The sequence below is a fragment of the Amycolatopsis sp. NPDC003731 genome, from assembly GCF_053586895.1.
In genome coordinates, this window is record NZ_JBSFNC010000061.1 from 1 (window position 1) to 23,677 (window position 23,677).

A 23,677-nucleotide genomic window follows, 5' to 3' on the forward strand; every position below is an offset into this window, starting at 1 on the left:
ACTCATTCGGGACGTGGGAGGTCCCGAATGAGTCATTCGCGGCACCGGCGGCCGAGGGGCCGGGCGAGCGTGAAAAGGCCCCCACCCGGGATTCGGGCGGGGGCCTTCTCTGCAAGAGGGTCAGCGGCGGCGGATCGTCCGCTGGACGTTGCGCATCTTCGCGCCGGCCGGCATCGGGCCCTTCGGCAGGGCCGCGCCGCGGTTGCCGAGGGCGGCCAGCTTCGCCTCGAGCGCGTCGACCTGGGCCGGCTTGAGGTTGCGAGGCAGCTTCATCAGGTAGCCCTGGAGCTTCTTCAGCGGGAGCTGGCCGTCGTCGTGGCCGATCGTCACGTCGTAGATCGGCGTGTCGCCGATCAGGCGGGAGACGCGCTTCTTCTCCTGGGCGAGCAGGGTCTTCACGCGGTGCGGCGCACCTTCGGCGACCAGCACGACGCCGGGGCCGCCGAGGACCCGGTGCACCGCGTCGAGCTGCGTGGTCGCCGCCACGGTCGGCGTCACCTTCCAGCGGCCGCGCAGGTTCTCCAGCGCCCACGCCGCGGCGCCGGGCTGGCCGTCGGCCTTCGAGTAGACCGTCTTCTGGACGCGCCGGCCGAAGATGATCATGGCGAGCAGGGCGCCGAGGATCAGGCCCAGCGGCAGCAGCACCCACTGCGCGTCGAAGAAGAACCCGATGCCGAACGCCACGCCGGCGACGACGACGATCGCCCCGACCATCCACGGGATGAGCCAGGGGTCTTCCTTGCGCTGCATCTTGAAGGCCTCGAAGAGCTGGCCACGGCGTGCCTTGCTCGCCGCGCGCTTCTCCTTCTTGGCCTGCTTGGCCGCTTCCTTGTCCTGCTTACCCGCCATATGACCAGGATACGGCCGCGTGCCCCTGCCCCGTTTCCCCGTCCCCCTCTGCGAGGATGCCGGACGTGACCGGCGTACTTTCACCCAGGAGCCTGAACCGTCTGCTCGATGGCCTCGACCCCGAGCAGCGCGCCGCCGCCAGTGCCCCACGGGGGCCGGTCTGCGTTCTCGCCGGCGCCGGCACGGGCAAGACCCGCACGATCACCCACCGGATCGCCCACTTGGTCCGGTCCGGGCACGTTTCCGCCGGTCAGGTCCTCGCCGTCACCTTCACGACGCGCGCCGCGGGGGAGATGCGGACCCGGCTGCGCGGCCTCGGCGTCGACGCGGCGCAGGCGCTGACGTTCCACGCCGCCGCCCGCCGCCAGCTCCGGTACTTCTGGCCGCGCGTGGTCGGGGACCGGCCGTGGGACCTGCTGGAGAACAAGCTGCGGTACGTCGGCCAGGCCGCGAACCGGGCCAAGCTCGGCACCGAGGTCGAGGTCCTGCGCGACCTGGCGAGCGAGATCGAGTGGGCGAAGGCGTCGCTGATCAGCCCGGACGACTACCCGGCCGTCACCGCACGCGCCCAGCGCGACATCCCGGCACCGGCGGCGCAGGTCGCCGAGGTCTACCGGATCTACGAGGAGCTGAAGAACGCCGCGCAGGTGCTAGACTTCGACGACCTCCTGCTGCACACGACCGCGGTGCTCGAAGAGCACGGCGCCGTCGCCGAGGAGTTCCGGGACCGCTACCGCTGCTTCGTCGTCGACGAGTACCAGGACGTCACGCCGCTGCAGCAGCGCCTGCTCGACGCGTGGCTCGGCGGCCGCGACGACCTGACCGTCGTCGGCGACGCCAACCAGACCATCTACTCCTTCGGCGGCGCGTCGCCGCGGCCGCTGCTGGAGTTCACGCGGCGCTACCCGGACGCCACCATCGTCCGCCTCGAACGCGACTACCGGTCGACGCCCGAGGTCGTCGCGCTGGCCAACCGCGTGATCGGCGCGGCGCGCGGACGGCCGGCGGGCTCGCGGCTGAAGCTGATCGGGCAGCGGCCGCCGGGACCGGAGCCGCGCTTCGCCGAGTTCGACGACGAGGCGGTCGAGGCGGGCGCCGTCGCGCGCCGGGTGCGCGAGCTGCTCGACGGCGGCGTCTCGGCGAGCGAGATCGCGGTCCTCTATCGGATCAACGCCCAGTCGGAGGCCTACGAGTCGGCGCTGGCCGACGCCGGCATCCCGTACCTGGTCCGCGGCGGCGAGCGGTTCTTCAACCGGACGGAGGTCCGGCAGGCGATGTCCGCGCTGCGGGCGGCGAGCGGCGACGTCAGCTCCGACCTGGTCACGACGGTGCGGTCGGTGCTCGCGCGGGTCGGCCTGACCGAGTCGCCGCCGGCGGGTGGCGCGGCGAAGGAACGCTGGGACGCGCTCCTGGCGATCGTCGAGCTGGCCGAGGAGCTCGCCTCGACGGTCGAGGACGCCGACCTGCCCCGGTTCAACGCCGAGCTCGACCAGCGCGCCGCGGCCCAGCACCCGCCGACGGTCGAGGGCGTGACGCTGGCGTCGCTGCACGCGGCGAAGGGCCTGGAGTGGGACGCGGTGTTCCTGGTCGGCCTGGCCGAGGGCACGATGCCGATCCTGCACGCCGACGGCGACGAAGCGGCGATCGAGGAGGAGCGGCGGCTGTTCTACGTCGGCGTCACCCGGGCCCGCGAGCACCTGTGGCTGTCCTGGGCGCTGGCCCGTACGCCGGGCGCGCGGCGCAACCGGCGGCGCAGCCGGTTCCTCTACGGCCTGGTCCCGGAGGACCACCCGGCCGCCAGGGTGGCGCGGTCCCAGCAGCAGAAGCCGTCGACGCCGGTCAAGACGCGCTGCCGCGTCTGCGGCGGGCCGCTGCTCGAGACCCTCGAGGTCAAGCTGGGCCGCTGCGGGCGCTGCCCGTCCACAGTGGATGAAGACCTGCTGGAGCGGCTGAAGTCGTGGCGCGCGGACCGGGCGCGCGAGCTCAAGGTGCCGGCGTTCGTCGTCTTCACGGACGCGACGCTGATGGCCATCGCCGAACAGCGCCCGGCCGACGAGGCGGCGCTGGTGTCGATCTCCGGCATCGGCGCCACGAAGCTCGAACGCTTCGGCGCGGAGATCCTCGGCGTCGTCCGGGCGCCGACGGGGTCTTGACCGCGTCCGGACCATGATCGACGCGGCGAACCCGCTGCTCAGGGGCGATCTTCGTAACTTCGAGGATTTTCCCGTTAATTGAGTTGCACCGGTGTGGTGGAGAGCAATAACCTGCCAGTACCGAGCCCGAAGGGCTCGACTGGGGATCTACGGACAGCGCCGCTCGGCGGCCGCGTGTACAGAGTACAGAAGGAGGTGCCGGTGAAATGACCATCAACATGACGCTCACGAACCCGGGCACCCGTCTGTCCTGCGCCGCGGAAGTTGCGGCTGCTCAGCGCCCGGGCACCGGTGTGTTCGCGAGCGCTCACGAGATCCGTGGCATGCGGCGCGTCTCGCGTCGTTGGGCCACCGGTGTCGTCGTCTTCGGGACGCAGGGCGTTCTCGCCGCGTACCCGCAGGCCGATCTGCCGACCATCAAGCAGTTCCGTGTTCCGTTGTCGATACGGGAGCGAAGTTCCTGACCTAGTCAGGACACGAGGCTCACGAAGGCCGCGGAACCGGAGAACCCGGATCCGCGGCCTTCGTGTTTTTGGCTGCACAACCCAAGAGGAACCAGCGTTGCCCAGCTCCAGCACTCAACCGAAAACCCGTACGACACAAGGAGGAACCCCCATGTCTTCGGCCATCGCCTACACCTCGGGTGAGGCAATATTCGCCGACCTGCTCGACCCGATCGACGTCCCCGACGTCGCGCTGCCCTGCCGTTCGGGCGACGCGGACCTGTGGTTCGCGGAGTCCCCGGCCGAGCTCGAGCGCGCCAAGGCGCAGTGCGCGGACTGCCCGGTCCGCGAGGCCTGCCTGGCGGGCGCTCTGGCTCGTCGCGAGCCCTGGGGCGTCTGGGGCGGCGAGATCTTCGAGCGCGGCGCGGTGATCGCGCGCAAGCGGCCCCGCGGCCGCCCGCGCAAGAACGCTGTCGAGCCCGCCGCGGCCAAGGCCGGCGGCGATCACCGGAGCGCCGCCGCATGAGCGTCGAACCGGTCACCACGAGGGATTACGAAGCTCACCCCCGCAGCGAGCAGCTGCAGTTGACGAAGACCGAGATCGAGGAGATCAGCGAGATGTTGCTTTACGAAGAACTGTCCCGGGCCCGAATACGGGACCTGGAGGAGGGGGTCCGCGCCCAGCGGGCCCGAGGTAGCGCCCGCGCCGCCCGGCGATGGTCGCGAGTGGCCCGGTGGGCTGCTCGTCGGGCTGAGCGGTACCAGGACCAGAGCTGAGCGCAGGCCCCTGCCACCCCTGTTGGGGGGTGGTGGGGGCCTTCGCGCTTTGGCACGCGGCCTGGTGGGTGGGCCGCACGGTTCGGCCCGGTGGGTGGCTGGCCGACGCGGCTCCGGGCATGGTGCTGCGTGGGTTCGGTGATCGGGTCGCGCGGAGCGGTGTGCTCCGGTGGGTGGATGGCCGACGTGGCCCGGTGGGCGGATCGCGCTGCGGGCCCCGGGGACGGGACTACGCGGTTTGGTCCGGCGGGTGGATGGCGCGCTGCGGTTTGGTTCGGCGGGTGGATGGCGCGGTGCGGTTTGGGTGGGCAGGTGGCGCGCTGCGGTTTAGTTCGGCGGGTGGATGGCGCGCTGCGGTTTGGTTCGGCAGGTGGAGCGGTTCCGCGGCGGCGCGCGACTGGGCCGGAGGCGCGCCGGCAGCGAGTGGTCGCGCGCGGGCGTTCGGCGGTCCGGGGCGGGCTGAGGAGCGTGGCCGGGCCGGGGCGCGCTGGGGAGCGTGGCCGGCCGGGCCGAGCCGGACTGGGGCGCGCTGGGGAGCGTGGCCGGCCGGGCCGGGCCGGGGCGCGCTGGCGCGTGGTCGCTGTGATGTGGGTGCCGGTGCGCCGTGCCGGGCGGGCCCGGGCGGGTGCGACGTGCCGGGTGGGGCGGGGTAGGTGGGCCGGGGCGGGGTGGGTGCGCTGGTCTGGCTTGGCCTCCTTTGGGTGGTCTCGTCGCGCAGGGCTCCGGGGGCGGGGTGCTGGTGTTGAATGGGGTGATGTCCGGACATTCCCACGGCGACATCGACTGGGCGGACCGCCTGGCTCAGCTGCGCATGGCCGATGCCCTTGATGCCGAGGCGCTTGCGCCCGTTGCTCGGCGGCTGGTCGGGTCCGTCGGGGCTCGGCCGACCGTTGTCGATGTCGGGTGTGGGGCCGGCGGGATGAGCGTGCTTTTCGCGCGCGAGCTCGCCCGCGGCTTGGGCGGTACCGTTGTGCTCTTCGATGCCACTCCCAAGCTGCTCGTCGAGGCCGAACGGGCCGTTGCCGAGGTGGCTGGGGACTCCGTTGAGGTTGTCAGCCTGCTCGGGGACCTCACCGATCCCGCTCTGGCCGTTCCCGCTGCCGATCTTGTCTGGGCGTCCGGGGTGGTGCACCACGTCGGTGATCAGCAAGCCGCTCTGCGGACGCTTGCCGGCTTATTGCGGGCCGGTGGGGTGCTGGCCGTCTCGGAGGGTGGGCTCGAGATGCGGTGCCTTCCTTGGGAGCTGGGGGTCGGGCGGCCCGGGTTGGAGCAGCGGTTGCTTGCTGCCCGGGGTACTTGGTTCGAACGGATGCGGGCCGGGGTTCCGGGCAGTGTCGGCATGCCCTACGGCTGGCCGCGGGCTCTTCGCGAAGCCGGGCTCGAGGATGTCGAATCTTTCGGTGCTCTCATCGATCACCCGATGCCCGGCTCGGACCTGCTGCGTGAGTACGTCGTTCAGCGCGTCGGGTGGCTTGCGGAGTCGGCCGGGGACTGGCTCGATGCCGATGACCTCGCCGCCGTTGCCGCGCTCACCGATCCGCGGAGCCCGGACTTTCTCGGCCGCCGGGACGATCTCTACCTGCTCGGCGCCAAGGCGATCCACTGTGGACGATTGCGGTGACCGCGCCGGAGCCGGTGGTGTGCACGCGGTGCGGACGGGCTCGCGCTGACGATGATGATCCGGCTACGGCGCTCGCCTGGGTGTCCACCCGTGAGCGGGGCGCGCTGCGGTGGCTCTGCCCGGACTGCGCCCGGCAGCATGTCCGGGACATCGAAGGCAAGCTGCCGGACGAGTACTGGTGATCACTTCGACCTCCTGAGCGTGATGGCGGCGTCAGGCCGCGTCGCCGATCGGTGTCTGCGGGACCGCGCGGACCTTGGGGCGGGGTGTGCGGGACGCTTCGCCGTACGCCCTGGCCAGCTCCTGCGCCACCTCCTGGGGGACCTTCTGCAACTGCCGGACCGTGCAGCGGACCAGGACGATCCCCGTCGCCGCCAGGGCCAGGTGGCTGAAGCCGCCTCCGGGGCCCGGGGTGCAGCGGTACTGCCAGGCCAGGCCGAGTTCGTCCCACCAGGCGTCCGCCTCGCCGATGCGGCGGCCGCGGCGGTCGCAGATCGTCTGGTCCCAGCTCGGCGGCGGCAGCGGTACGCGGTCCAGGACGCGGGCGGCCAGGCCGTGCGCCTGGATCGGCCCCTCGTCGAGTTCGCGCAGCACCCTGCGGACCAACGCCGTGCCGCGCTGGGGGCCGGCCTCGAGCTCCGCCAGCAGCTCCGGGCGGTTGCTGAGGCCCCAATACAGCGGCAGCGTCAGCAGGTGCCGGATGCGGGCCGGGTCGGATTCCGAGCGGGCCAGGTCCAGCGTCGCCCTCGCCGGCGGCGCGAACGGGAGGTCGTCGACCTCGACCGGGTCCGGTAGCCGGGCCGTGCGCGCGAGGCGGACGCCTTCGCAGGCCACCACCCGGCAGTGGTGGGGCACCAGCAGGTGGATGTCGCTTTCCGCCGGGCACTTCACGCCGTGGGCCTGCAGGGCGTCGGCGCCGGTGATCACCACCCCGGGCCCGTAGCGCACGACCGCGGCGTGCAGCAGCTGCTGCCGTGTCGGGGCCGTGTTGCGCAGCAGGACGACACCGGGGTGCAGGCGGCGCCACGGCCCTCCCGGGCCGCAGAGCCGCCGGGTTCTTCGGTCGGATATCCCGGCCCGGCGTAACTGTTCGAGGTTCATCACCTCGCACCCGCGCGGGTTACGAATGGTGAGCGGATCGGTGCACTGTGTAGCAGTCATACAAAGATCATGACCGCTCGGCCAACCGGGTGGAACCCCCTCCCCGCCACCTGTGGACAACTCGACCGGATCCCTCCGTTCGAGGCCCACCCTGTGGACAACTCAGGCAGCGAACCCGGGCTGCCAGCGCTCGACGATGCCGCGGGCCGGGATCTCGGCGTCGAGCTGGCAGAGGATCCCCGTCGACCCCGCCGTCACCCGGTGGATCATCAGGTACTCGGGCGGCAGGTTGAGCGAACGGCCGACCCGGAAGTCGTTGCCGCGGCTGTCGCCGACCCGCCCGGCCTGCTTCTGCATCCAGCGCCGGGTGAAGTGGAACGTCGGCGCCGCCAACGGCTCGGTGAACGGCGCGAGGTAGGCGAGCACCTCCTCCGCGGTCAGGTCGCTGTCCGGCCTGATGAACCGGTTCTCCCGCAGCAGGCGCATCAGCTCGGCGGACTCGCCGTCCAGCGCCAGCCGCGTCATCTCGCCCAGGTGGCGGGGGATGCCTTCGGGCAGCCGGGCCACCCCACCGAAGTCGATGACGCACAGCCTGTGGTCTTCGGTGATCATGAAGTTGCCCGGGTGCGGGTCCGAGTGCAGCAGGTGGACGCGCTCGGGCGACGAGTAGTGGAACTCCGCCAGCAGCCGGCCCGCCAGGTTCCGGGTCTCGCGGTCGCCGTCCGCGATCACCTTCGACAGCGGGGTGCCGTTCGCCCACTCCGTGACGACGACCTTCGGCGCGCTGGCCACCACCCGCGGCACCAGGATGCCGGGGTCGCCCTCGAACGCCTTCGCGAAGGTGCGCTGGTGCTGGGCCTCGGCCTGGTAGTCGAGCTCCTCGTTCATCCGCTCCGAGAGCTCGGCCAGCAGCGGCTTGACCTCGGTGCCGGGCACGAACGCCTGGAACAGCCTGCTGAACCGCTGCAGCTGGCGCAGGTCGCTGCGGAGGGCCTCGTCGGCGCCCGGGTACTGCACCTTGACCGCGACCGCGCGACCGTCGTGCCAGACCGCGCGGTGCACCTGGCCGATGCTCGCGGCCGCCGCCGGCTCGTCGTCGAAGGACGCGAACCGGCTGCTCCAGGTGCGGCCCAGCTGCTCGGCGAGCACCCGGTGGGTCTGCCGGACCGACATCGGCGGCGCGGCGGCCTGCAGCTTCGTCAGCGCCTCGCGGTACGGCTTCGCCATGTCGTCCGGGACCGCCGCTTCGAACACGCTCAGCGCCTGGCCGAACTTCATCGCGCCGCCCTTGAGCGTGCCGAGCACCTCGAACAGCTGCTCGGCGGCTTTCGCCGACAGCGTCGCGTTCACCTGTTCCGCGCTCTGGCCCGCGAGCCTCTTGCCCCAGCCGCCGACCGCCCGGCCGGCGATGCCGAGCGGGAGACTGGCGAGCTTGGCGGTACGGGCGGCACCCTTGCGCGGCATCGCGGTGTCACGATCGGCTGGGTCGCGGAAGTCGGTCACACCCGCGATTCTGCCCTGCGGCCTCGGCCACGCGCAGCCTGCGCACGACGTCTTCGTGGGCTACGTCTCCGAGATCACCTCCCGGGCACCGCACCGGCAGAGCGGGTGCGGCGGCCAGCCCCGGTGCCGGATCCGGCCGTCGAAGGCGTCGATCTCGAGGGTCGCGTTCCACGCCGGCGGGGGCGGCGCGCTCGGGGAGAGCAGCCGCATGGCCTGGGCGACGGCCAGCGACGCGCAGGACTGGACCGCGCCGAGGTCGGGCCGCTGGTGCCGGCCGGCGAGCTGCCCGGCGACGCGTGGCCAGCACGGGTCACGCTCCGTGCGGTGCAGGTCGGCGCAGCGCAGGCAGGAGCTGCGGCCCGGCACGACCAGCGGCCCGACGATCGCCGTGCCGTCGCGGACGCGCGCCGCCAGGTGCGGGACGCCGTCACCCATCAGCTCGGCGACGAGCTCGGGCGCCGGTACGACGGCGTCGGTGAGCAGGGCGAGGTTCGGGTGCCGGTCGTACAGGCGGGTGACGCGGACTTCGGGATCGACCCGGCGGAGCAGGTCGGCGAGGGCGTGGCGCCGGGACCGGCCCAGTTCCGCGGCGGTGAAGCCGGAGCCCAGGTCGTGCTCGGTCACCGTGCCCGGCACCTGCAGCTCGACGTGCCCGATGCCGGCGTTGGCCAGGAGCACGGCGGCCGCCACCGCCACCCGGCCCTCGCCGTGCACGGAGATCGCGGCGGCTCGCCGCCGCTCGGCCATCGCCGCCTGGTGGTGCCGGGCGCGCAGCGACCAGAGGCCGGGCTCGCCGCGCAAGCCCGGGCCGTCGGGGCGGCCGGCGTCGGTGACCAGGCCGAGCGCGGTCAGCTGCCGCAGGAGCGTGTGCAGCTGCTCGCGGTGTTCGCTCTCCGCGAGCAGAAGCCGCTCGACGGGTTTGCTGCCGTCGAGGGCGCGCACTTTCGCGAGGAGGTGCGGGGAGAGGTTTTCGACGATCACGCCGTGGCGCGGATCGAGGCCGATCTGGATCTCGCGGGGGCCGCGTTCGAGCACGGTGAGGCCCGGGAGCAGGGCAGGGTGGGCGGGCAGGAGGACCGGTGGCATGTCCGCGGTGTCGAGGATCATGTCCGCAGGATCGCACCCGGTCGCGACGGGAAGGCCCCGCCAGAAGCCGGAACGGCCGAGTTGTCCACAAGTGGAACCGGCTGTGGACAACTCGGGTCTGTGACCTCAAGGCGCTCGGAGTTGTCGGTGCCTGGCCTTACCGTTGTCGGGTGGTCGAAGCACGGATGCCCTCACTGAGAGGCCGGGGGGACACGAACCCCTCGTCGGACACACCCGGACACAAGGTCGAAGTGCGGCGCAGCCAGCGCCGGCACCGGACGGTCACCGCGTATTGGAACGACGACACGCTCGTCGTGCTCATCCCCGCGCGGATGACCAGGGCGGAGGAGAAACACTGGGTCGCCGAGATGGAGCGCAAGCTGCAGCGCTCGGAACCACGTCGGCCGGCGTCCCCGAAGACGTCGGACGAGGCCCTGCTGGCGCGCTGCGCGCTGCTCTCGGGCAAGTACCTGGGCGGCACCGCGGTGCCGGCTAGCGTCCGCTGGGTGCCGCCGATGCGCACGCGGTGGGCGTCCTGCACGCCGGTCGACGCGACCATCCGGGTCAGCGAACGGCTGCGGAAGGTGCCTCCGTGGGTGCTGGACTACGTGCTGGTGCACGAGCTGGCGCACCTGCGGGAGCCCGGGCACGATGCGGCCTTCTGGGCGCTGGTGCAGCGGTACCCGAAGACCGAGCGGGCGATCGGGTACCTGGAGGGGTTGTCGGCCGCGGCCGGGTGGGGGATCTCCATGGAGGATTGACGGGATGACCGCCTGGGGCCGGACAGCAGAAGGCCGGTGTCCCGCTGTTGCGGGGCACCGGCCCTCCGGAGCTCAGTTCAGGACTGCTTGCCGCCCTCTTCCGACGGGGGCTCGTCCTTCTCACGCTCGGAGCGCTCGGCCTGCTCCGTGCGCTCCAGCTCGGCGATCGGGTCCAGGTCGTCGATCGAACCCGCCGAACCCACTCGGTCCGCGAAGTCGATCGGCTCGTCCAGGTCCTCGGCCGTCGGCATCAGGTCCGGGTGGGACCAGAGGCCGTCGCGCTTCTCCGTGCCGTGGCGGTCGCCCACCAGCTTCCACAGGTTGGAGGCGTCCCTCATCCGGCGGGGGCGCAGCTCCAGGCCGACCAGGGTGGCGAACGTCTGCTCGGCCGGGCCGCCCGTCGCACGGCGGCGGCGGAGGGTCTCGCGCAGGGCGTCCGCTCCCGGCAGGCGGTCGCCCACCGCTTCGGCCACCACCACGTCGACCCAGCCTTCGACCAGCGCGAGCAGCGTCTCCAAGCGCCGCAGCGCCGCCTTCTGCTCCTCCGTCGTCTGGGGCTCCAGCAGGCCCGAGGACATCGCCTCTTCGATGCTCGCCGGGTTCGCCGGGTCGATGCGGCCGGCCAGGGACTCCAGGGCCGACGTGTCCACCGAGATCCCGTGGGCGAACTCCTCGACCGTCGCCAGCAGGCGCTGCCGGAGCCACGGCACGTGCGTGAACAGGCGCTGGTGGGCCGCTTCGCGGGCCGCCAGGAACACCAGGATCTCGCTGTTCGGCAGCTCCAGGCCCTCGGCGAACTTCTCGATGTTCGCCGGCAGCAGGGCCGAGGTGCCGGCCGGGGCCAGGGGGAGGCCGATCTCCGTCGAGGTCAGCATCTCCGACGCGAGCTGGGCCAGCGCGTTGCCGAGCTGGGAGCCGAAGGCCATGCCGCCCATCTGCCCCATCATCTGGAGCAGCGGGCCCGCGGCCTGCTTGGCCTCCTCCGGCAGCGCCTCCATCCAGGCACCCGACACCTGCCGGGCCACCGGGTCGCACAGCCGCTGCCACGTCGGGAGCGTCTTCTCCACCCAGGACCGGGGCGACCAGGCGACCGTCGACGTCGCGCCGGCCGGGTACACCGTGGCCGCGTCGAGCCAGAGCTCGGCCAGGTGGGCCGCGTCGCGGACCGCCGCGTTCGCGTCGTCACCACCCCGGAAGCCGAGCTTGCTCTCGCCGGTGTTGCCCGCGCTGCCCAGGGTCTGGAGGGCGATCTGCTTGGCGAGGTCGTAGTTCACCGGCCCGCTGGAGGTGCCGGCCTGGCTGAGCATCTGGCCCAGCTGGCTCAGCATCTGCCCGAGCTGGTTGAAGGCCTCGGCGCCGGAAGGCTCCGAGGGGTCGTTCTCACCTCGTTTGTCGGGATCGGAAGGTCCGAAGCCGAACGGGGGTTTGCTCATGTGTCCACCGTACGCGGGTCGGGGCCCGCCGAGCGCGTCAACCGTGGCCTTCACCGGGAAGCGAACGCGGTCACCGTACGCTGTCGGTCGTGACCAAGTCCTCCGAGGAGACCGCCCCCGCGAAGAGCGCCCCGGAACCGGCGCCGGAGCCGGCCGGCGAGGCCCGCCGGATGACCCGCCGTGGCTGGACGCTCGTGGTCAGCGGCTCGCTGTTCCTGATCTTCGTGGTGCTCGGCTCCGTCGTGCCCGTGCCGTTCGTGGCCATCAGCCCCGGCCCGACCTACGACACGCTGGGTCGCGACGCGGCGGGCAACCCGGTCATCCAGGTCACCGGGCACGAGACCCACCCGACCACCGGCGAGCTGCGGATGACGACCGTCTCCCTGCACGACGGCGTCACCCTCTTCCAGGGCCTCGGCTTCTGGGCGAGCGGCCGGTACGCGCTGGCCCCGCGCGAGGAGTACTTCAAGCCCGGCGAGACGAACGAGCAGGTCAAGCAGGAGAACATCCAGCAGCTGCAGGACTCGCAGACCAACGCCCAGGTCGCCGCCCTGCGCGAGCTGGGCAACCCGATCAAGGTGGTGGCGAAGCAGATCGTCTCCGGCAGCCCGGCCGACCACGTGCTCTCGCCCGGCGACAAGCTGATCACCGTCAACGGCAAGAAGATCGTCGAGGCCGCCGACGTCCGGGCCGCGCTGACCGGCACCCTGCCCGGCCAGACCGTCCAGATCACCTTCCAGTCCGACGGCCAGCCCGAGCGGACCGTGCCGCTCACCCTCGCCGCGCGCCCGGACCGCAAGGAGGGCTTCATCGGCCTCACCGCGGTCGACCGCGCCGACGTGCCGTTCACCGTCAACATCTCCCTGCAGGACGTCGGCGGCCCGTCCGCCGGGCTGATGTTCACCCTCGCCATCATCGACCGCCTCAAGGGCGACGACATCGCGGGCGGGCGGCACATCGCCGGCACCGGCGAGATCACCGAGACCGGCGAGGTCGGCCCGATCGGGGGAATCTCGTTCAAGGTCGTCGGCGCCCGCGAGGCCGGCGCCACCGACTTCCTGGTGCCCGAGCACAACTGCGCCGAGGCCAAGACCACCGCGCCGGCCGGCCTCAACCTGATCAAGGTGTCCACACTGGACGACGCGCTCGCCCAGCTGGCCAACCTGAAAGCCGGGCGGCCGACGGCGTCCTGCTAGGGCAGCAGCGTGGCCTTCAGCGCTTCGACGAGGTTCGGCGCCAGGTCGGGGCTTTCCACGATCTCGTCCATCGACTCGTCCGTGCCGGCTCCGCGCAGCCGCATCACGCAGGCGCCCTCCCCGTCGCGCAGGACGGCCGCGACCAGGCGGGCCTCCGTGCGCTGCGGGTGGTCGGCGGCCGCGCGGCGGAGGCTCTCGGCGTCCGCTTCGGCGACGTCCGGCAGCTCCGACTCCGAGCCCGGCGGCAGCACGATGATCTCCTGGGCCAGCGCGCACCCGATGACCAGATCCGGCCACGCGATCCGGCCCAGCGCCTCGGCCAGGTCGCCCTCGGGCAGCGCCTCCTGGGCGACCGGCGTCAGCGGGTTCGCCCGGTCGAGCTGCCCGGCCAGCTCCGGCTGCTCGTCCAGCAGCGCCGCCGTCGGCACCAGCGCGAACAGCTGCGGCGGCTGGTCCCAGCCGCCCGCGGCCATGAAGTCCTCGATTTCACGGGCGAGCGCGGCCACGCCGGCCTGTCGCGCTTCGTTCGCTGCCATGCGCACATCGTGTCAGGTCGGCCGGGCCGCCGACGCCGCGAGTCCGGTTTGGGCGGGTCCCGGGAACTTCACCGGGCATCCGTAGAGTTAGGGAATCAGGGGGCGCACGCGCCCCTGCTCAAGTGTTGACGAAGACAGGAGCGTGTGCCGTGGCGACTCGGCCCCCGGTGAGCCTGCCGAAGCTGTCCCGGCGGAGCCGGATCCTCCTCATCATCGCCGCGGTGATCGTGCTGGCGCTGTTGCTCGGGGCCCGCCTCCTCGACACGTACGTCGATTGGCTGTGGTTCGGCGAAGTCGGCGCGCGGCCGGTGTTCACCACCCAGCTGGTCACCCGCGTGATCCTCTTCTTCGCCGTCGGCCTGCTCGTCGGCGGCGCACTGGCGATCAGCCTGATGATCGCCTACCGGACGCGCCCGGTGTTCGTGCCGATCTCCGGCGCCGACGACCCGCTGGCGCGCTACCGCTCGGCGATCGTCGCCCGGATCCGCCTCTTCGGCGTCGGCATCCCGGTGCTGACCGGCCTCATCGCCGGTCTGTCCGCCCAGGGCGACTGGCAGGTCGTGCAGCTGTTCCTCAACGGCACCTCGTTCGGCCAGACCGACCCCGAGTTCGGCAACGACGTCGGCTTCTACGCCTTCGACCTGCCGTTCATCAACTGGCTGCTCGGCTGGCTGTTCATCACCGTCGTGATCTCCTTCTTCGGCGCGCTGATCTCGCACTACGTCTTCGGCGGCATCCGGCTCGCCGGCAAGGGCGGCCAGCTCGCCGGCCCGACCCGCGCGCAGCTCGCCATCACCGTCGGGCTCTTCGTGCTGCTGAAGGCGGTCGAGTACTTCTTCGACCGGTACAACCTGCTGCTGTCCGACCGCGGCATGCCGCTGTTCGTCGGCGCCACCTACACCGACCTCAACGCGGTGCTGCCGGCCAAGCTGATCCTGCTGTGCATCTCGGTGATCTGCGCGATCGCGTTCTTCGCCGGTGCCTTCCTGCGCAACCTGCAGCTGCCGGCCATCGCACTCGTGCTGCTGATCCTCTCCGGCATCCTGGTCGGCGTCGCCTGGCCGGCCATCCTCGACCAGTTCTCGGTGAAGCCGAACGCGAACGAGAAGGAAGCGACGTCCATCCAGCGCAACATGGACGCCACCCGCCGCGCCTACGGCCTCACCGACGTCCAGTACCAGCCCTACACCGGCAAGTCGGACGCCACCCCGGACCAGATCAAGAACGACAACGGGACGATGTCGAACATCCGGCTGCTCGACCCGAACATCCTCTCCGACACCTTCACCCAGCGCGTCGGCCGCGAGAACTTCTACGGCTTCCCGGCCAAGCTGGACATCGACCGCTACACCGTCGGCGGCGTGACGCAGGACTACATCGTCGCCGCCAAGGAGATCAAGACCGAGGGCCTCACCGGCAACCAGACCAGCTGGATCAACAAGCACCTCGTCTACACCCACGGCAACGGCTTCGTCGTCGCGCCGGCCAACACGATCGACCGCGCGGTCAAGGACGCCAACTCCGACGGCGGCTACCCGATCGCGACGACCAGCGACACGCAGAACCCGGCCGGCGCCGGCTCACCCGGCTCCGGCCAGCCCGGCATCGAGGTCAAGGAACCCCGCATCTACTACGGCGAGCTGTCCGCCGCGGAATCCGACTACGCCATCGTCGGCGGCACCACCGGCAACGCGCCCGGCGAGTACGACACCGCCACCGACCGCTACAAGTACACGGGCACCGGCGGCGTCTCGATCGACAACTGGTTCAACCGCCTCGCCTTCGCCGCCGAATACGGCGAACGCAACATCCTGTTCTCCGACGCCATCGGCGACAACTCCAAGATCATGTACAACCGCGACCCGCGCGACCGCGTCAGCAAGGTCGCGCCGTGGCTGACCCTCGACGGCGACCCGTACCCGGCGGTCGTCGACGGCAAGATCCAGTGGATCATCGACGGCTACACCACGCTCAACAACTTCCCGTACGCCCAGCAGACCCAGCTCGGCGCGGCCACGAACGACTCCCTCAACGGCGTCGCCCGCCAGGCCAACAGCTCCATCAACTACATCCGCAACTCGGTCAAGGCCACCGTCGACGCCTTCAACGGCACCGTGACGCTGTACTCGATCGACGACAAGGAACCGGTCCTCAACGCCTGGGAGAAGGTCTTCCCCGGGCTCGTGAAGCCCAGCTCCGAGATCTCCCCGGACCTGCGGGCCCACTTCCGCTACCCCGAGGACCTGTTCAAGATCCAGCGTGAACTGCTGTCGCGCTACCACGTCAGCAACCCGCAGGAGTTCTACTCGCAGCAGGCCTTCTGGAGCGTCCCGCAAGACCCGACCGCCGAAGGCGGCTCCAACCCGGCCGCGGCCGGCGCGGCCAACCAACCCGGCTACTACGTCCTCGCCGACACCCCGGGCCAGACCAAGCCGACGTTCCAGCTGACCAGCTCGCTGACCGGTCTCCAACGCCAATACCTCGCGTCCTGGATGTCGGTCTCCTCCGACCCGGCCGACTACGGCAAGATCCGCGTCCTCCAGCTACCCAGCGCGGCCACCGGAGCCACCCAGGTCGACGGCCCGGTCCAAGTCCAGAACCGGTTCCAGAGCGACTCCCGCGTCGCCCAGGACCGCACCCTCTTCAACAACCCCAACGTCACCCCCATCTACGGCAACCTGATCACGCTCCCGGTCGCCGACGGCTTCCTCTACGTCGAACCCGTCTACATCCGGCAGCGCAACCAGAACAGCTACCCGCAGCTGGCCCGCGTCCTCGTCTCCTACGGACCCAAGGTCGGCTACGGCGCCACCCTCCAGGAAGCCCTCGACCAGGTCTTCGGCGCCGGCACCGGCGAAGCCACCACCACGCCACCCCAAGCCGGCCAGCCCACGACCAACCCACCCACCTCCACCAACCCGACCACCACCCCGCCCGCCAACAACGGCAGCGGCAACGCGGCCCTCGACCGCGCGGTCGCCGACATCCAATCGGCCATCGCCAAACTCAAAGCCGCCCAGCAATCCGGCAACTTCACCGACCAAGGCGCCGCGCTCGCCGCCCTCGACGCAGCCGCCCGCGCGTACGAAGCAGCCAAGACGGCAGCCCCCGGGCCGCCCCGCGCGGAAAGCCGGTCACCGCACCACGAGCACCGTGTGCGTCCCACCGGAAACCGTCAGCGGGCCCGCCGCGCGCAGCGGACGCCCGTCCAGCAGCACCAGCCGCCCCGAAGGCACCACCAGCGAACCGGAAGTCCCCCGCGGCGCGGTCACCGTCAGCGAAAACACCGAACCCTGCTGAGACCACGAAGCCGACAACGCGCCCTTCGGCGTCGGCACCGCCCCTCGCGCCCACGAAACCGAACCTGGGTGCGGCGAAACCGTCCAGGTCGCGAAGCCCGGCGACGTCGGCGAGACGCCCAGCAGCTCGTTCGTCAGCGCCGGCACGACGCCGGTCGACCACCCGTGCGCGGCCGACGTGTAGCCCTGCTCGTAGTGCGAGCCGCCCTCGCCGATGCCCTCCCACGCCGTGATGCCCGGGTCGTGCGTGGCCATCCAGCCGTACATCCGCTTGATCTGGTCGATCGCCGACGCCGTCTGCCCGGTCCGGAACCGCGCCTGCAGCTCGGGGAACGACGTGAACGCGTACACGCGCTTCGTGCCGTCGCCGACCAGAGTGTCGTTGTCCATGAACGGGTTCCCGTACGGCAACGCGCCCGCCGCGAGCCGCGCCAGTGCCGAAGTCGCCTGCGCAGGCGAAGCGATCCCTGCCAATACAGCGTGGCTGTTGCCGTCCTGCCCGTGTCGCACCGCGCCCGTCGCCGAGTCGAGGTACGCGCCCGCCGCCGGGTCCCACAGGTACTGGTTCACCGCCGCCGAGACGTCCGAAGCGCGCGAAAGCCACCGCTGCGCGTCGGCCGGGTGCCCCGTCGCGCGCGCCAGACCGGCAGCACCCTGAAGCGCTCGGACGTACAGCGCGTTGTAGTACGTCACTTCGCCCGAGCGCGGCAGGAACGCGTAGTCGCCGTAGCCGCTGGTGCCGTTGAGCCCCTTCGCGAGCAACCCGCGCGAATCGGTGACCGACGGATACCAGCTGTCAAGCGTCTTCACGAGGTGCGAGTAGTACGAGTTCGCGTACGCGGTGTCGCCCGTATAGAGCACGTAGTCCCAGCTGGACGTCACCCACCAGAGCGGATAGTCGAACAGCGGCAGCGTGTAGTTGTTGATCGACGCGGGCGGGATCCAGCCGTCCGCGCGCTGGTGGTCGGCCAGATCGGCGAGGACGTTCCGAGCCGCCGTGCCGTCCTGGTGCGTCAGGTATTGCGTGAGACCGGAGACCGCGACGTCGCCGACGTACGGGTCCCGGTCGCGCTTCGCGCCGTCGTGCAGCACCAGCTTCCCGTCCAGTGACGGCGAGAACGCGCCGCGAGGGTCCACATCGGACTCGCGGAAGGTGTCCATGCCCAGTTCGTTCGTGTAGGACGCCGCGTACCAGTAGCGGTTCAGGTCCTCGTCGGACGACTCGAACCAGCCGCGGTAGGTCGACGGCGTGCCGAGGAACGGCGTGAAGTCGAGCGAGACGCCGCTGATGCGCACCTCACCGGAGGGCTGGGCCAGCGGCGCGTCCGATGCCAGCGCGTCGAGGCTGATCCGCAGGTAGCGGAAGCCGTGCAGGCCGTCCGCGCACACCTGCGTGCCCGAGGCACAGCCCTTGGTGTCCCGCCACACCGTCGGCGTCGCGGGCACGGCGAACTGGTCGGTGCCCGGCCCGCCGGAGAAGTCCGAGCGGGTGAAGTCGGAGCGTTCGCCCAGGTACTGCCGGGTTTCCGAGAACGCCAGCCGGACGCCCGGCCGGTTCGCCGACGCGCCCGCGAACGCGATCTTCGGGTAGCCGGCGACGACCTTGCCGAAGTCGACGACGGCGGTCGGCACCGGCGGGTCGGCGACCACGCCGGGCCACACCTCGGCGACGCGGCTGAACTCACCCGAAGGGGTGTTCTGGTCCTTGGTCACGGTGATCCGGACCTGCGCGGCCGTCACCGGCCGGTCGAAGGTGACCGCGCGCTGCACGGCCGTGTTGCCGCTGACCGTGGCGGCCGTCCGCCACGCGCCGGCGTCCAGTACCTCGACCGTGAAGTCCTGCGGCACGCCGTCCACATTGGACAACACGGTGACCCCGGGCAGCGCGACCGGCGCGCCCGCGGTGATCGTCAGGACGTCGGGGTAGGCGCCGATCGTGTCGTCGTTCCAGAACGTCTCGGTGTTGCCGTCGACGGCGTTGCCGGGGTCGTACGTCCGCGGCTGCCCGTTCCCGCCGTTGTTCGGCGCGTGGAACGACGACGCGGCCGCGGTGGTGCCCGACGGCCAGGCCGGCTTCGGCGGCGGCGCCTGCCGCTTGAACGTCGCCACCCCACGCCCGAGCAGGCCGTTGGGGTTCGTGACGTCTCCGGTGGTGGACAGCACCTGCACCGGGCGGACGTCCCGGCTCGACGGTGCGACGACGTACTTCTGCCAGCCCGGCGCCGCGTCGGCGGGCACGGCGACGACGCCGCTCGCCACCAGCACCGTGACCGGCAGGACTGCTCTGAGCCACTTCATCGAGGCCTCCGCAAGGGCGTTGAATCGTTTCAAACGCTGAGCTGAGGTTCAGGCTGCGGGAGCGGTGCCAACGATGTCAACGAACCGGGCGCATCCTGTCCGGCAGGACAACCCGGGTGGCGGTCTCAGCCGGCGCCGGAGATGAACCCGCGGACCGAGTTCGCGACGAGTTCCACGGCGATGGCCGCGAGCAGCAGGCCGGCCACCTTGGCCAGCAGCGTGATGCCGCTTTCCTTGATCAGCCGGATGACGAGGCCGGAATAGCGCATGCAGAGGTAGATCACGAAGTGCACGGTGACGATCGCCAGCGCCAGGGCGATGTACGCGCCGAGGTGCCCGTCGGCCTGCCGGACGAACACGATGGTCGCGGCGATCGCGCCGGGCCCGGCCAGCAGCGGCGTGCCGAGCGGCACCAGCGCGACGTTGACGTCGTCGGCCGCCGCTTCGGGCTCGTGGCCGTTGCTGGTGAGCAGCTGCAGCGCGATCAGCAGGAGCAGCAGCCCGCCCGCGCCCTGCAGCGCGGGGATGCCGATGCCGAGGTAGGCCAGGATCGCCTGCCCCGCGATCGCGAACAGGCTGATGACCAGCAACGACACCAGGACGGCCTGCCGGGCGGCGCGCGCCCGGGTCGCCATCGGCTTGCGGCCGACGAGGCTGAGGAACACCGGCACGGTGCCGGGTGGGTCCATGATGACGATCAAGGTGATCGTCGCGCTCATGAAGAGCTTCGCGTCGAAGAAGTCGGCGAACGCCATGTCAGCCCTTCACGACCTGGAACCCCGTCGCGCGCGAAGCCAGCTCCTCGAACTGCCCGGGGTCAGTGGTGCACTCACCGAGCTTGATCGTCTTGTTCGTGCCGTGGTAGTCGCTGGATCCGGTGAAGACGAGCCCGAGCTCGGCGGCCAGCTCGCGGACGCGGGCCCGCGTCGCCGCGTCGTGGTTCGGGTGGTCGGCCTCGACGCCGGTGAGCCCGCGCGCGGCCAGCCCGGCGAGGGTGTCCTCGCTGATGGTGGCGCCGCGGCTGAAGGCGAAGGGGTGCGCGACGACCGTGACCCCGCCGGCCGCGGCGATCATGTCGATGGCCTCTTCGACCGGCGTGTCCCGGCGGGCGACGTAGTAGCCGCGGCGGGGGCTGAGGTAGTCGGCGAAGGCCTCGTCCACGGACTTGACCAGCCCGGCCCGGACCAGCGCCTGGGCCAGGTGGGGGCGGCCGGGCGGGGAGTCCTCGGGCAGCAGGCCGAAGATCTCGTCGATGTCGATCGGGAGGCCGTCGGCGGCCATCCGCTCGGCCATCCGGCGCAGCCGCGTGCGGCGCTCGAGCCGCAGCCGGGTCTGCTCGGTGACGACCGGCTCCGACGTCGGGTCGAAGAGGTAGGCCAGCAGGTGGACGCTGATCTGGCGGCCCGTCTCGGGGTCGATCGACACCGTGGAGAGCTCGGCGCCGGGGACCAGCGTGAGGCCGGGTGACACCGCTTCGGAGGCGGGCGCCCAGCCCGCGGTGGTGTCGTGGTCGGTGATCGCGACGACGTCAAGCCCGGCTTTCGCGGCCGCGGCGACGAGCCCGGCCGGCGTGTCGGTGCCGTCGGAAGCGGTGGAGTGGGCGTGCAGGTCGATGCGCATCGTGTCCATTGTCGACGATGCGCTGCGTCACACGCTCGCCGGGACTCCTAGCCGACCGGCTTCTTGCCCCGCGCGGCCCGCTGGGCCTTGATCATGGAGAAGCGTTCGGCCTGCTTCTGCTTGTCGCCGAAGACGAGCTCCGAGATCGTGTCGTAGAACTCTTCGGGGCGCGGCAGGAAGTCGATCTTGTTCAGCGCCTGGATCTGACCGGCGGACTCGACCACCATCGTGCCGTAGCCCATCATGCGGCCGGTGGCGGTGCGGACGTAGCTGAGGTCGGTGACCTTGCTGATCGGCATCATCAGCACCTTGGTGGTGAACACCCCGGTGGTCATGACGAACCGCTTGTCGGTGACCACCAGGCGCTCGACCCACCACTCCATCACCACGTAGGCGAACCGCAGGACGACGAGCAGCGCGACGTACCAGAGGATGTTCTGGCCGATGTACAGCGCCGGCGGCAGCAGGTAGGACACCAGCACGCAGACGGCCAGCAGCGCAGCCGCCTCGAAGGTGTCCCACAGGAGCACCGCCCAGTGGCGGCGGATCCGGATGACCCGCCGCTCGGTGTCGAGGAGGTACTCGTCGGGGTCGCGTGGCGCGAACATGGTTCGAGGGTAACCCCGCGATCAGCCCTTGAACACGTTGCTGACGAAGGTGATCACCGATTCGGCCGAGCTGCGCAGGAAGTCGATGATGTTGCCGACGAGGCCGGCGGCCTGCCCAGGCTGGGCGATGACGAAGAACAGCACCAACGCGATACCGGCGAGGCCCGCAATCTTCTTCACGTTCACCGCGATCAAATCCCGTCTCTTACGGTGACACCGGACAACAGCAGTTTTTACGTTGTACCGCACCGAACAGGCGCAGGGGAGGAAAGTCCCGCGCTTGGGTCAGCACGCGGTCCGAAGTGTACCGTATGGCTACTCTCCGTGTACAGGACAGCCGTTTTCACCTCGGCTGCGTCTACCCTTCGGGACATGGAGGGCGTCACCAGCACCACGATCCGCTGCGTCGGCGGGATCGTGTTCGACCCGTACGGCCGTTTGCTGCTCATCCGGCGCGTAAATGACCCCGGTTCGGGGCAATGGTCGCTGCCGGGCGGCCGAGTCGAACCGGGCGAAACGGACAAAGAGGCCGTGGTCCGGGAGCTTTCCGAGGAGACCGGGCTGGACGTGATTCCGGGCACACTGGTCGGTTCCGTGCGGCGGGGACCGTACGAGATTTTCGACTACGCCTGCGAGGTCGAGGGCGGAAAACTCACGGCCGGTGATGACGCGTCGGAGGTGCGTTGGTCCGATGCGGCAGACCTTGCCGGGCTGGAGGCGGCCGGGGACCTGGTGGACCTCCTTTACGTGACGCTGCGTGAGTGGAACGCCCTACCGCGGGCCTGACTACAGCGGCAACCAGGTCATCCGCTGCCCGTGCGGCACGGTCCGCGCCAAGGCGTGCGCCTCGGCCTTCCCGTCCTCCCACCGCACCACGCCCAGCGTTGCGAGCCCGTCCGACCCGGCCAGATCGGACCGCCCCGGCAGCACCAGCTCCAGCCCGGCGCCGTAGAACTCCTCCGACACCCACCAGACCGGCCGCGAAGAAGCCAGCTCGGCCAGCGCCTCGACGAACGCGGCCCGTTTCTCCGCCGGGAAGTACGCCAGCGCGTGGCTCGTGACCACCACCAGCGGCCCCTCCAGCGACGAAGCCGCCGAGGCCAGGTCGTCGACGCCGTCGCCGGGGATCAACCGCGGCCGGTGGCGCGCCTGCTCGGCCGCCGCCGTGCGCAGGAGCCGGATGCGGTCGGGCTGGTCCGCCCAGACGCACGCCTCCAGCCAGGCCAGCTCGTCCTCGTCCGACAGGTCCACCGGCGCCCGGTCGAGGCCCGCGCGGTCGAGCAGCGCCAGCTTCTTCGGCAGCTTCGGCACCGTCGCGCCCGGGGCCAGGTCCAGCGCGCAGTGCAGCCCGACCGCCGCCTTCGCCGGACCCGCCGTCAGCTGGTCGCCGCCGTCGCACTGGTAGCGGTAGCCGAAGCGGTCCAGCCCGAGCAGCAGCCCCGCGCTGCAGCCGACCTCCAGGAGCGAGACCTTCCCGCCCGCCTCGCGGGCCGCCCGCGCCACGCCCGGGTACAGCAACGCCGCCCGGCGGACCTCGTTCGTCTGCGTATACCGCGCAGCGACCAACGCGCGCGCCTTGTCGGCGCGCTCCAGGAGGAACGACCGGAACAGCGGCCACGTGTCGGAGTCGACGCCGTCGAACCCGCCCAGCGACGGGTAGTACCGCGAGAGCGGGTGGATCGGGTCGGCCTGCACCAGCCGGTGCGCGACCGCCATCAGCAGCGTCCCGCGCACCTCGCCGTCGCGAGCTCCCGACAGCAGGCCCGCCACGTCGTCGTCCGCCGCCGCCTGCAGCGCCAGGTGCTCGTACAGCGGCGAGACCCCGCGGGCCTCGACTTCCGCGAACGTGCGGAGTATCCCCTTGATCCCGTCCAGGTCCATCAAAGCCTCATTCGTGCGGCACCGGCCGGCCCGGCTGCTCCCCGCCCCGAGTCTCCCCGTACGACCGCTTCGGCACCATCACCTTCCGCCGGAAAGTGCACACGATCAGGCCGTCCTGCTTGTAACCGCGCGTCTCGACGTACACCACGCCGCGGTCGTCCTTGGACTTCGACGGCGTCTTGTCGAGCACCTCGGTCTCGCCGTAGATCGTGTCGCCGTGGAAGGTCGGCTTCACGTGCTTGAGCGATTCGACCTCGAGGTTCGCGATCGCCTTGCCGGAGACGTCCGGCACCGACATCCCGAGCAGCAGCGAGTAGACGTAGTTCCCGACCACGACGTTCTTGCCGAAGTCGGTGGTCTCCCCGGCGTAGTGCGCGTCCAGGTGCAGCGGGTGGTGGTTCATGGTGATCAGGCAGAACAGGTGGTCGTCGTATTCGGTGACCGTTTTGCCCGGCCAGTGCTTGTAGACCGCACCGACCTCGAACTCCTCGTAGTACCGGCCGAACTGCACT

At 71.2% G+C, this 23,677-nt stretch carries 23 protein-coding genes and 2 pseudogenes; 11 read left to right on the plus strand and 14 right to left on the minus strand.

Features of this window, described 5'->3' with window-relative positions; translation table 11 throughout:
* Positions 1-120: 120 nt before the first annotated feature.
* Positions 121-849, minus strand: a complete 729-nt coding sequence (locus ACWDN5_RS24565; protein ID WP_310975772.1) for a DUF4191 domain-containing protein — start codon at positions 847-849, stop codon at positions 121-123.
* A 56-nt stretch (positions 850-905) separates the two neighbouring features.
* On the opposite strand from ACWDN5_RS24565, the gene ACWDN5_RS24570 reads away from it, so the two are divergent.
* From ACWDN5_RS24570 to ACWDN5_RS24595, 6 genes are all read left to right on the plus strand, one after another.
* Entirely contained in the window at positions 906-3,002 is a 2,097-nt protein-coding gene (locus tag ACWDN5_RS24570) for an ATP-dependent DNA helicase UvrD2 (RefSeq protein ID WP_449677906.1), read from the plus strand.
* A 206-nt stretch (positions 3,003-3,208) separates the two neighbouring features.
* Positions 3,209-3,466: a hypothetical protein gene (locus ACWDN5_RS24575; RefSeq protein ID WP_310975774.1), complete on the plus strand. Its 258-nt coding sequence runs from the start codon at positions 3,209-3,211 to the stop codon at positions 3,464-3,466.
* A 151-nt stretch (positions 3,467-3,617) separates the two neighbouring features.
* Positions 3,618-3,971: a WhiB family transcriptional regulator gene (locus ACWDN5_RS24580; RefSeq protein ID WP_310975775.1), complete on the plus strand. Its 354-nt coding sequence runs from the start codon at positions 3,618-3,620 to the stop codon at positions 3,969-3,971.
* Entirely contained in the window at positions 3,968-4,222 is a 255-nt protein-coding gene (locus tag ACWDN5_RS24585) for a hypothetical protein (RefSeq protein ID WP_310975776.1), read from the plus strand. The genes ACWDN5_RS24580 and ACWDN5_RS24585 overlap by 4 nt, the downstream gene beginning before the upstream one ends.
* A 754-nt stretch (positions 4,223-4,976) precedes the next feature.
* A complete protein-coding gene (locus ACWDN5_RS24590; RefSeq protein ID WP_449677907.1) occupies positions 4,977-5,843 on the plus strand; it encodes a class I SAM-dependent methyltransferase in 867 nt (288 codons plus the stop codon).
* Complete coding sequence (locus tag ACWDN5_RS24595; RefSeq protein WP_449677908.1) at positions 5,840-6,025, plus strand: hypothetical protein; 186 nt, start codon at positions 5,840-5,842, stop codon at positions 6,023-6,025. Before ACWDN5_RS24590 ends, ACWDN5_RS24595 begins: the two co-directional genes overlap by 4 nt.
* A 31-nt stretch (positions 6,026-6,056) precedes the next feature.
* On the opposite strand, the gene ACWDN5_RS24600 is transcribed toward ACWDN5_RS24595, so the two are convergent.
* The 3 genes from ACWDN5_RS24600 to ACWDN5_RS24610 form a co-directional block, all read right to left on the minus strand.
* Complete coding sequence (locus ACWDN5_RS24600; protein ID WP_449677909.1) at positions 6,057-6,944, minus strand: hypothetical protein; 888 nt, start codon at positions 6,942-6,944, stop codon at positions 6,057-6,059.
* A gap of 162 nt (positions 6,945-7,106) precedes the next feature.
* Positions 7,107-8,447: an ABC1 kinase family protein gene (locus ACWDN5_RS24605; RefSeq protein ID WP_449677910.1), complete on the minus strand. Its 1,341-nt coding sequence runs from the start codon at positions 8,445-8,447 to the stop codon at positions 7,107-7,109.
* Positions 8,448-8,507: 60 nt separating this feature from the next.
* The gene (locus tag ACWDN5_RS24610) at positions 8,508-9,554 is read right to left on the minus strand and encodes a hypothetical protein (RefSeq protein WP_449677911.1); all 1,047 of its coding nucleotides are present in this window, start codon (positions 9,552-9,554) and stop codon (positions 8,508-8,510) included.
* 230 nt (positions 9,555-9,784) lie between these two features.
* Between ACWDN5_RS24610 and ACWDN5_RS24615 the strand changes: the two genes are divergently transcribed.
* Complete coding sequence (locus tag ACWDN5_RS24615) at positions 9,785-10,294, plus strand: M48 metallopeptidase family protein (RefSeq protein WP_310975782.1); 510 nt, start codon at positions 9,785-9,787, stop codon at positions 10,292-10,294.
* Between the two features lie 77 nt (positions 10,295-10,371).
* Here the strand turns inward: ACWDN5_RS24615 and ACWDN5_RS24620 are convergent, their stop codons facing one another.
* Positions 10,372-11,727 carry a zinc-dependent metalloprotease gene (locus ACWDN5_RS24620; RefSeq protein ID WP_449677912.1) on the minus strand — a complete coding sequence of 452 codons (1,356 nt, stop codon included), beginning with the start codon at positions 11,725-11,727 and terminating at the stop codon, positions 10,372-10,374.
* 170 nt (positions 11,728-11,897) lie between these two features.
* Between ACWDN5_RS24620 and ACWDN5_RS24625 the strand changes: the two genes are divergently transcribed.
* Positions 11,898-12,923 carry a YlbL family protein gene (locus ACWDN5_RS24625; protein WP_396136983.1) on the plus strand — a complete coding sequence of 342 codons (1,026 nt, stop codon included), beginning with the start codon at positions 11,898-11,900 and terminating at the stop codon, positions 12,921-12,923.
* On the opposite strand, the gene ACWDN5_RS24630 is transcribed toward ACWDN5_RS24625, so the two are convergent.
* Positions 12,920-13,459 (minus strand): PPA1309 family protein, encoded by a 540-nt coding sequence (locus ACWDN5_RS24630; RefSeq protein WP_310975785.1) that lies wholly within the window; start codon positions 13,457-13,459, stop codon positions 12,920-12,922. The two genes, ACWDN5_RS24625 and ACWDN5_RS24630, sit on opposite strands and share 4 nt — an antisense overlap.
* A 149-nt stretch (positions 13,460-13,608) precedes the next feature.
* Here ACWDN5_RS24630 and ACWDN5_RS24635 point away from each other — a divergent pair.
* Positions 13,609-16,596, plus strand: a pseudogene (locus ACWDN5_RS24635) (UPF0182 family protein); the annotation flags it as partial.
* On the opposite strand, the gene ACWDN5_RS24640 reads toward ACWDN5_RS24635, so the two are convergent.
* Entirely contained in the window at positions 16,594-17,919 is a 1,326-nt protein-coding gene (locus ACWDN5_RS24640; protein ID WP_449677921.1) for an alpha-L-rhamnosidase-related protein, read from the minus strand. The pseudogene ACWDN5_RS24635 and the gene ACWDN5_RS24640 overlap by 3 nt on opposite strands.
* 232 nt (positions 17,920-18,151) lie before the next feature.
* Between ACWDN5_RS24640 and ACWDN5_RS24645 the strand changes: the two genes are divergently transcribed.
* Entirely contained in the window at positions 18,152-18,349 is a 198-nt protein-coding gene (locus tag ACWDN5_RS24645) for a hypothetical protein (protein WP_449677913.1), read from the plus strand.
* Between the two features lie 143 nt (positions 18,350-18,492).
* On the opposite strand, the pseudogene ACWDN5_RS24650 reads toward ACWDN5_RS24645, so the two are convergent.
* The 5 genes and pseudogenes from ACWDN5_RS24650 to ACWDN5_RS24670 form a co-directional block, all read right to left on the minus strand.
* Positions 18,493-19,056: pseudogene (locus ACWDN5_RS24650) on the minus strand (discoidin domain-containing protein); the annotation flags it as partial.
* Between the two features lie 125 nt (positions 19,057-19,181).
* Positions 19,182-19,811, minus strand: a complete 630-nt coding sequence (locus ACWDN5_RS24655; protein ID WP_310970777.1) for a MarC family protein — start codon at positions 19,809-19,811, stop codon at positions 19,182-19,184.
* A gap of 1 nt (position 19,812) precedes the next feature.
* Positions 19,813-20,685, minus strand: coding sequence for a PHP domain-containing protein (locus tag ACWDN5_RS24660; RefSeq protein WP_310970778.1), 873 nt, complete (start codon positions 20,683-20,685; stop codon positions 19,813-19,815).
* Between the two features lie 38 nt (positions 20,686-20,723).
* Positions 20,724-21,284, minus strand: coding sequence for a PH domain-containing protein (locus ACWDN5_RS24665; protein WP_003095467.1), 561 nt, complete (start codon positions 21,282-21,284; stop codon positions 20,724-20,726).
* A 21-nt stretch (positions 21,285-21,305) separates the two neighbouring features.
* Positions 21,306-21,470 carry a hypothetical protein gene (locus ACWDN5_RS24670; RefSeq protein ID WP_162146229.1) on the minus strand — a complete coding sequence of 55 codons (165 nt, stop codon included), beginning with the start codon at positions 21,468-21,470 and terminating at the stop codon, positions 21,306-21,308.
* A gap of 186 nt (positions 21,471-21,656) precedes the next feature.
* Here ACWDN5_RS24670 and ACWDN5_RS24675 point away from each other — a divergent pair, with 186 nt between their 5' ends.
* Complete coding sequence (locus tag ACWDN5_RS24675) at positions 21,657-22,070, plus strand: NUDIX hydrolase (RefSeq protein ID WP_310970780.1); 414 nt, start codon at positions 21,657-21,659, stop codon at positions 22,068-22,070.
* On the opposite strand, the gene ACWDN5_RS24680 is transcribed toward ACWDN5_RS24675, so the two are convergent.
* Complete coding sequence (locus tag ACWDN5_RS24680; RefSeq protein ID WP_310970781.1) at positions 22,071-23,165, minus strand: DUF2332 domain-containing protein; 1,095 nt, start codon at positions 23,163-23,165, stop codon at positions 22,071-22,073.
* A 7-nt stretch (positions 23,166-23,172) separates the two neighbouring features.
* Complete coding sequence (locus ACWDN5_RS24685) at positions 23,173-23,676, minus strand: MaoC family dehydratase (protein ID WP_247014510.1); 504 nt, start codon at positions 23,674-23,676, stop codon at positions 23,173-23,175.
* Between the last annotated feature and the right edge of the window lies 1 nt (position 23,677).

Excerpts from the sequence above, each read along its gene's own strand:
- ACWDN5_RS24575 (WP_310975774.1), top strand. The coding sequence starts at position 3,209 with ATGACCATCAACATGACGCTCACGAACCCGGGCACCCGTCTGTCCTGC.
- ACWDN5_RS24600 (WP_449677909.1), bottom strand. The coding sequence starts at position 6,944 with ATGAACCTCGAACAGTTACGCCGGGCCGGGATATCCGACCGAAGAACC.
- ACWDN5_RS24585 (WP_310975776.1), top strand. The coding sequence starts at position 3,968 with ATGAGCGTCGAACCGGTCACCACGAGGGATTACGAAGCTCACCCCCGC.
- ACWDN5_RS24680 (WP_310970781.1), bottom strand. The coding sequence starts at position 23,165 with ATGGACCTGGACGGGATCAAGGGGATACTCCGCACGTTCGCGGAAGTC.
- ACWDN5_RS24590 (WP_449677907.1), top strand. The coding sequence starts at position 4,977 with ATGTCCGGACATTCCCACGGCGACATCGACTGGGCGGACCGCCTGGCT.
- ACWDN5_RS24660 (WP_310970778.1), bottom strand. The coding sequence starts at position 20,685 with ATGGACACGATGCGCATCGACCTGCACGCCCACTCCACCGCTTCCGAC.
- ACWDN5_RS24640 (WP_449677921.1), bottom strand. The coding sequence starts at position 17,919 with ATGGACACCTTCCGCGAGTCCGATGTGGACCCTCGCGGCGCGTTCTCG.
- ACWDN5_RS24620 (WP_449677912.1), bottom strand. The coding sequence starts at position 11,727 with ATGAGCAAACCCCCGTTCGGCTTCGGACCTTCCGATCCCGACAAACGA.
- ACWDN5_RS24655 (WP_310970777.1), bottom strand. The coding sequence starts at position 19,811 with ATGGCGTTCGCCGACTTCTTCGACGCGAAGCTCTTCATGAGCGCGACG.
- ACWDN5_RS24625 (WP_396136983.1), top strand. The coding sequence starts at position 11,898 with ATGACCCGCCGTGGCTGGACGCTCGTGGTCAGCGGCTCGCTGTTCCTG.
- ACWDN5_RS24665 (WP_003095467.1), bottom strand. The coding sequence starts at position 21,284 with ATGTTCGCGCCACGCGACCCCGACGAGTACCTCCTCGACACCGAGCGG.
- ACWDN5_RS24630 (WP_310975785.1), bottom strand. The coding sequence starts at position 13,459 with ATGGCAGCGAACGAAGCGCGACAGGCCGGCGTGGCCGCGCTCGCCCGT.
- ACWDN5_RS24610 (WP_449677911.1), bottom strand. The coding sequence starts at position 9,554 with ATGATCCTCGACACCGCGGACATGCCACCGGTCCTCCTGCCCGCCCAC.
- ACWDN5_RS24580 (WP_310975775.1), top strand. The coding sequence starts at position 3,618 with ATGTCTTCGGCCATCGCCTACACCTCGGGTGAGGCAATATTCGCCGAC.
- ACWDN5_RS24570 (WP_449677906.1), top strand. The coding sequence starts at position 906 with ATGCCGGACGTGACCGGCGTACTTTCACCCAGGAGCCTGAACCGTCTG.
- ACWDN5_RS24565 (WP_310975772.1), bottom strand. The coding sequence starts at position 849 with ATGGCGGGTAAGCAGGACAAGGAAGCGGCCAAGCAGGCCAAGAAGGAG.
- ACWDN5_RS24675 (WP_310970780.1), top strand. The coding sequence starts at position 21,657 with ATGGAGGGCGTCACCAGCACCACGATCCGCTGCGTCGGCGGGATCGTG.